General features: G+C 57.9%; 7 protein-coding genes. 3 read left to right on the top strand and 4 right to left on the bottom strand.

The features are described 5' to 3' along the window. Both CF70_RS37615 and CF70_RS09875 read left to right on the top strand, forming a co-directional pair. Positions 1-269 (top strand): hypothetical protein (locus tag CF70_RS37615; protein ID WP_235184982.1); only part of this gene is annotated, 269 nt, incomplete at its 5' end. A gap of 201 nt (positions 270-470) precedes the next feature. Beyond that, positions 471-1,616: an MFS transporter gene (locus tag CF70_RS09875; protein ID WP_051648223.1), complete on the top strand. Its 1,146-nt coding sequence runs from the start codon at positions 471-473 to the stop codon at positions 1,614-1,616. 17 nt (positions 1,617-1,633) lie between these two features. Here CF70_RS09875 and CF70_RS38925 read toward each other — a convergent pair whose 3' ends face one another. The 3 genes from CF70_RS38925 to CF70_RS37620 form a co-directional block, all read right to left on the bottom strand. Further along, positions 1,634-2,038 carry a DUF3562 domain-containing protein gene (locus tag CF70_RS38925; RefSeq protein WP_152561767.1) on the bottom strand — a complete coding sequence of 135 codons (405 nt, stop codon included), beginning with the start codon at positions 2,036-2,038 and terminating at the stop codon, positions 1,634-1,636. Continuing rightward, complete coding sequence (phaP, locus tag CF70_RS09880; protein ID WP_035863642.1) at positions 1,936-2,439, bottom strand: phasin family protein; 504 nt, start codon at positions 2,437-2,439, stop codon at positions 1,936-1,938. Before phaP ends, CF70_RS38925 begins: the two co-directional genes overlap by 103 nt. Before the next feature lie 496 nt (positions 2,440-2,935). Further along, a complete protein-coding gene (locus CF70_RS37620; RefSeq protein WP_035863650.1) occupies positions 2,936-3,187 on the bottom strand; it encodes a hypothetical protein in 252 nt (83 codons plus the stop codon). Between the two features lie 818 nt (positions 3,188-4,005). Between CF70_RS37620 and CF70_RS09890 the strand changes: the two genes are divergently transcribed. Continuing rightward, positions 4,006-4,602 carry a short chain dehydrogenase gene (locus tag CF70_RS09890; protein ID WP_035863644.1) on the top strand — a complete coding sequence of 199 codons (597 nt, stop codon included), beginning with the start codon at positions 4,006-4,008 and terminating at the stop codon, positions 4,600-4,602. A 249-nt stretch (positions 4,603-4,851) separates the two neighbouring features. Here CF70_RS09890 and CF70_RS34720 read toward each other — a convergent pair whose 3' ends face one another. Further along, positions 4,852-5,445, bottom strand: a complete 594-nt coding sequence (locus tag CF70_RS34720) for a GNAT family N-acetyltransferase (protein ID WP_349675104.1) — start codon at positions 5,443-5,445, stop codon at positions 4,852-4,854. Between the last annotated feature and the right edge of the window lie 351 nt (positions 5,446-5,796).

The following is a 5,796-nucleotide window of genomic DNA, read 5'->3' on the forward strand; positions in this document are numbered from 1 at the left end:
ACGACGTCGTATGGGCTGTCCCAAACGACGCACCTCGCATTCAGGCTGAGCAGTTTCAATCAACGGGGAAAGGAATCGTCGAACTCGTCGGCATCGTAGACGGAATCTCGCACCTCGGTGATGTATCCACCGTCACCGTTAGCAATGAGACATGGAAGCAGGCCCTAGTGCTTTCCGTGCCAGAACGAACTCTCCATCGAGCTGGGGTCGAAGTTGGGGGAAGTCTTGCAGTTCGCATTGGTGCCGCGGGCACGCTCCTGACGGGATAGAGATTCGCTGGGTATGAGCCACGGACAGGGCGCGCGTCTCGTAACATCCACGCGAATTGCTGCTCGTTGAAGCTCACGCGTCGCTTGAATGCTGCTTGAATGGCAAATGTCGTGCAAGAGTGCGGCCGGCAACTTCGAATCGAAGCCATCACAGTGACCACTTCAAGTCGTACTCTGAGCCAGATTCCAACGGGCATATGGATGTTGGGCTTCGTTAGCCTGCTGATGGATGTCTCGTCTGAAATCATTCACAGCTTGCTGCCAGTCTTTATGGTGACAGTCCTCGACGCCAGTGCTCTGTCCGTTGGACTCATTGAGGGTGCAGCGGAGGCAACGGCTCTCATTGTGAAAGTGTTCTCTGGCGCGCTGAGCGACTACCTGGGGAAGCGCAAGGGATTGGCGGTCGTCGGATACGCGCTTGGCGCGCTGTCCAAGCCTCTGTTCGCGATTGCGCCGGGTGTCGGGATGGTACTCGGTGCGCGGTTGATAGACCGAGTCGGCAAGGGCATTCGCGGCGCACCCCGCGATGCGCTCGTGGCTGACATCGCTCCAACTCACCTGCGCGGCGCTGCTTTTGGCCTACGGCAGGCGCTCGATACCGTAGGAGCGTTCCTGGGGCCCCTCATTGCCATCGGGCTGATGCTGCTGTGGGCGAACGACTTCAGGACCATCTTCTGGGTAGCGGTCATCCCTGGTGCCCTGTCGGTTGCGCTGCTGGTGTTCGGCGTACGCGAGCCCGAGGAGCACCAAGGGGCAAAGAGTGCGAACCCTATCAAGCGCGCGAACCTGGCGCGCTTGAATGCAGCCTATTGGTTTGTGGTTGCCATCGGTGCGGTTTTTGCGTTGGCACGATTCAGCGAAGCCTTCCTCGTGCTACGCACTCAGCAGGTCGGCCTGCCGCTATTCTTGGCACCACTGGTTCTGGTGGCAATGAATCTGGTGTATTCCATCTCCGCCTACCCGTTCGGCAAGCTTTCGGATAGATACAGTCACAGGAGGCTCCTGGTCTGGGGATTACTGGTCTTGATTCTCGCGGATATCGTGCTGGCGACCGGCACGCACTGGGCGGTTACGCTCTTCGGGGTCGCGATTTGGGGCCTACATATGGGGATGACACAAGGGCTACTCGCAACAATGGTGGCTGATGCGGCGCCGGCGGACCTGCGCGGGACTGCATTTGGTGTTTTCAATCTGGCAAGTGGTTTGGCCCTGCTGGTTGCAAGTGCGCTCGCCGGTTGGCTCTGGGACAGGGTAGGAGCGGAGTTCACGTTCTATGCAGGCGCTGCGTTTTCCGCTGCAACCATCCTTTTGATTCTAGGTCGCAGTGCAGGCGCTCGAGGTGCGTGAGGATATCCGTCCGGCAGTTACTCTAGCAGTCCTAGAATGCACCACGTTGGATTCCCGTGGTGAGGCGACGTCCTGAGGTGCTCGGCGTTCATCTGTGCGCTTGACGCTTCTGCGCGTTGGCGTGGTGGCGTGGTGGCGTACGCACCCTTGACTCGCTTCGCGACAAACAGTCGTACATAGTCTTGAATGCGCGCCTCTGCAATGAAGTCCTGCAACATTTCAGCATAGATTTTTGCATATCGGCTCCCTCGGTGAAGAAAAAAGCGAACCGAAGTTCGCACAAAAAAATTCCGAGGCTGCGCGTGCGCGCTAGGAAATGCTATAGGGCAGGGCCAGCACCTTCGGCGTGGGCCAAATGCTTTTTGGATTTCTTGGCGGTTTCGTCGGACGCGAGGGCGGGCGTCGAAAGGGCCGACTGCCATGCTGCTAGAGCAGATTCGCTCCCCGTGGGCGCGTTCTTCGCGAGATTTTCGAATAACTCCTGCGCATCGCGCTGACATTGCTGGAGGTGCGCTTGGGCGGCTGTCGAGAACTCGCCTTGAATACTCGACAGGATTTCGGAGACCTGCCGGCTGTACGACGCCGCCTTTTCTGCTATGGGCTGCGTCAGTTCCAAAGGCAGGGCAACCCGCTCTTGCTGGTTGTTGGCGGAAAGTGTCTTGCTCAGGATTCCCTGATTTCCGGCGAAGCTTGATTTGACTGCTTGCAAGTTTAGCTGAGCCAGCTTTTCGATGCCTTCGAAGGCTATGGTTGCCAAACCAAGGAACCTTTCCACGCCTGCTTTCTGCGCGGAGATGGATTGTTCGGGGATACCAGTGCTCATCACTGCTCCATAGGGTGAGACTGCGAGTATTCGAGGGGAACTCTAAATCAGGACACGAATAATGCGCTGCCACGGTGAAAGCCATTGGTGCATTGCAGCAAAAACAATTCTAGGGGCGATTGCTCGGAAGTCAACTGTTTCTCGCGCGGGCACGCTTGCGCGCTCGTAATTAAGCCGAGTTTCCGGTCGCCCGGAGAGGGCGTAGCAGATGCCGCCCACGCATTGAATCGAATGCTCATGTCGATTTGGCGTCAGGCAAGTGCACCGAAAGGCTGATATCGGAGAAATTGCGGGCCAACCTTGATGCTGCTCGACGTTAGTATGTTGGCCGCTTGGGCGCCATGTGAAAAGGCGCGCGCCGACGGCGTCAGAACAGCGTCTGCACTATCGTAACTCGCATCGCATACGGAGTGCTGATGCTCAGGTCCCGCGCAGAATTGTGTGTAGGCGCGGCGTTTGCTTCGTGGTCTGTTTGGCACGAGCCGGCAAAGACCGCTCACAAGGCCAGACGGTCGGCGCTCATCTTCGGCCTATCCACTGCAGGCGGAAACACGCGCCAGCAGCCGTCATCGTGCCGAAAGAAGAACAACGCGCGCAAAACGGCCGGTTGTGTGGTCTCGACGCATACGTAGCGTCGCCGGCCCGAGTGGGTGCGACCGAACTCAATTACGTGGACCGACGTCGTGGGGCCAGGCGCGAGCCATTTTTCAACCTGAAAACGCAGGGATTGCTCATTTGTGCTTCTCATGTCCCCCTCCATCACCCCGTTTCTTGTTTGCCTTAGCGGTCCATAGGGCCCAACAATTGTCAGAATCGCCAAGTACGAAGGCAGCCGTGCGAACCGCCGCGCCGCAATGCGTTTCATGATGCACCTTGCATCGCAGCCGAATCTTGAGAAAGCACTTTAACTCTACGCCACAAACTGGCGCCCCTGTGTCTCGTTTGGTGAAATGGCAACAGCAGAAAAGCAGGGGGTGGGGTGCCTGAATGCGTCGTTAGGTTGTTGGTGTTGATGCATCGCAGTATCTGCGGCCGACCACAAAATCGCCTTACGTAGCAATCCAGAAACGGCCGACATTTGCAGAAGGTTGACCCAGTGCGTTTAGCAAGCAGTGGGACTTCCAATGTCGATTCTTCGCTCCTTCTTGGGCCGCCCACTGATTGGGTGTTGACGCACCCGAGGTACATTCATCAGCACATCATGCGCTTGCAGACGGCTCATTGCCCACCCAGGCTTGGTACTCATTGTTGAGCCCCACGCCGTGGGGCTCATGAGTTCCTTGGCGCGGCGGTCCAGGAGCAGGTGCTCGCGCTGCCCGGTTTATCGGTGGATGCTGCGGGGATGCAGGCACTGGTGCGGCTGTTCTGCAGGAATGGAAGGGTGACCGCTTGCATGAGTGTGTCAATTAGTGTGTCAATTCCTTGCCGCCTGGTACCCAAGCACCGGCAATCGGTGCGCCTTTGCGCGCAGGGCGTATGCTATGCACCAGGCTATTTCATCTTGAAAACGAGTTGGGTACTGAGGGGCCGTTCACTACCACCCGTCATCTGTTATCAGGAGCACGTATGCGCATACTGGTCATTGGAGCCACAGGGCTCCTTGGAAAAGAAATTACGGCTTTATTTTCGGAAGAGCACGACGTGGTAGGGGCCAGTCGTAGCTCTCCGGAGGTTTCGGTGGACATCTCCGACAAGCAGTCGATTCTGGCAATGTACAAACAAGTGGGCACGGTTGACTCGGTGGTCTGCGTAGGAGGCGCCGCGAAATTCGCCGCATTGGATGCCCTAACTGACGATGATTTTGCATTCAGCCTAGCCAATAAGCTGATGGGGCAGGTCAATCTTGTCCGGTGTGGGGTTCCGTACATCTCCCAGGGAGGGTCGGTCACGCTCACCAGTGGCACCCTCGCACAGCATCCAGTGCTCGGTGGTGCTGCAGTGAGCACCGTGAACGCCGGCATCGAGGCGTTCGGGCGGGCAGCAGCGCTCGAATTGCAAGGCAAGATTCGCGTGAATGTCGTCAGCCCCGGATGGGTGTGGGAGACGCTCGAAGCGATGGGACGCGACCCCGCCAAGGGCGTTCGGGCGGCGGTGGTCGCACAGGTCTACCAGAAATGTATTCTGGAAGACATTTCCGGGCAGGTGGTGTCGGTCACCCACTGAATCGCAGTGTCCACGCGCCGCTCTAAGCACCAACGTTGCCGGAGTGCCTGGGCCGGACGCCGATGATGGTAGGCGCCCAGCCCGCAACAGTCCCGAGTTAGACCCGCTGACCGGCAATCAGGCGCTGCTGGTGGAAAACCGCTTGGCCGTATCTTCTATATTAAGGTCTTGCCGAGTAAGGGCAGATGGTCGCAAATCGGGGGAGCGTGAGCACGAAGATGGCGTCGGTCTGTGTCAGCAGTACCCGGGCTATCTCAATTCGCAATGCATGCACAATGCCGACGTTTGTGCGGCATCTTGAAATTCCGACGATGCTCTAGCGTCCGTGGGAGCCTTGTCGGCAGGAATGAGCGAAAAGCCCCACCGCGCGAAATAGGCGGGAGCCGACGCCGACAGCAATACTGCATGTCGTACTTCGGTGCCGCGTGCACGCATCAGGAGGGCGTCGACAAGGCGAGCAGCAACACCTCTATCCCGAGAGGTGGGTTCAACGGCTACCGAGCGGATGACGATGGAATCCCCATGACGCTCTGCCGCTGCACAGCCGATGACGCGACCATCGCACTGCGCGACGTGGAAGCCGTCAATAATCTCCGCTACGCCATCTGTGGTTAGGCGGCATTGTTCGAGCAATGCGGCTATTTGAGGCAAATCGGCTCGGGAAGCCAAACGGAGGTGATGGTAGGGCGGCACGATACTGTCTCTTGCTAGTGCTCGACGTGGCTCCAAGAAGCCCGCGACACATCTTATATGTTGCTCACAATCACGACGAATCTCTCCGCGCAATCGCGTGGGGCCGCATGCTACCGCTTGAAATCGGTCCTGGCAACGGTGTGCGGCCACTTCGCCGCCACAAATTTGCGACGAAATGTATCCGGGCCTCTTCGCGGCGCAGAGAATTTATGCGCCAAGGCATCTTCGCTCGCGGGAGTAAGCGAGGCAGACTGCCGAACTGCGGCGACCCGCTGTGGCGAGCTGTGACGCACGCGAATCGTTTTATATCACGGCGTGATAGATTTGAGAACTAACTATGCATGGATGCGCCGCGTATGGAAGGCGCATGGGATGAGTCCATGGACAACTTCATATGTGACATCAAAGCATATTGAACCGTGGGTGGGGCGCAGGTAAGATGGCTCGTCGAAGCCCAACGATAAGCGCTCACTAGTATGACATCCCGTAAATAGCTTTAAT

The organism is Cupriavidus sp. SK-3 (genome assembly GCF_000611145.1).
In the GTDB taxonomy this organism is placed as follows: Bacteria; Pseudomonadota; Gammaproteobacteria; order Burkholderiales; family Burkholderiaceae; genus Cupriavidus.

Bases quoted from the DNA above. Each gene is read 5' to 3' on its own strand.
- CF70_RS09890 (WP_035863644.1), top strand. From the start codon at position 4,006: ATGCGCATACTGGTCATTGGAGCCACAGGGCTCCTTGGAAAAGAAATT.
- CF70_RS38925 (WP_152561767.1), bottom strand. From the start codon at position 2,038: ATGGCAGTCGGCCCTTTCGACGCCCGCCCTCGCGTCCGACGAAACCGC.
- CF70_RS37620 (WP_035863650.1), bottom strand. From the start codon at position 3,187: ATGAGAAGCACAAATGAGCAATCCCTGCGTTTTCAGGTTGAAAAATGG.
- CF70_RS09875 (WP_051648223.1), top strand. From the start codon at position 471: ATGTTGGGCTTCGTTAGCCTGCTGATGGATGTCTCGTCTGAAATCATT.
- phaP (WP_035863642.1), bottom strand. From the start codon at position 2,439: ATGAGCACTGGTATCCCCGAACAATCCATCTCCGCGCAGAAAGCAGGC.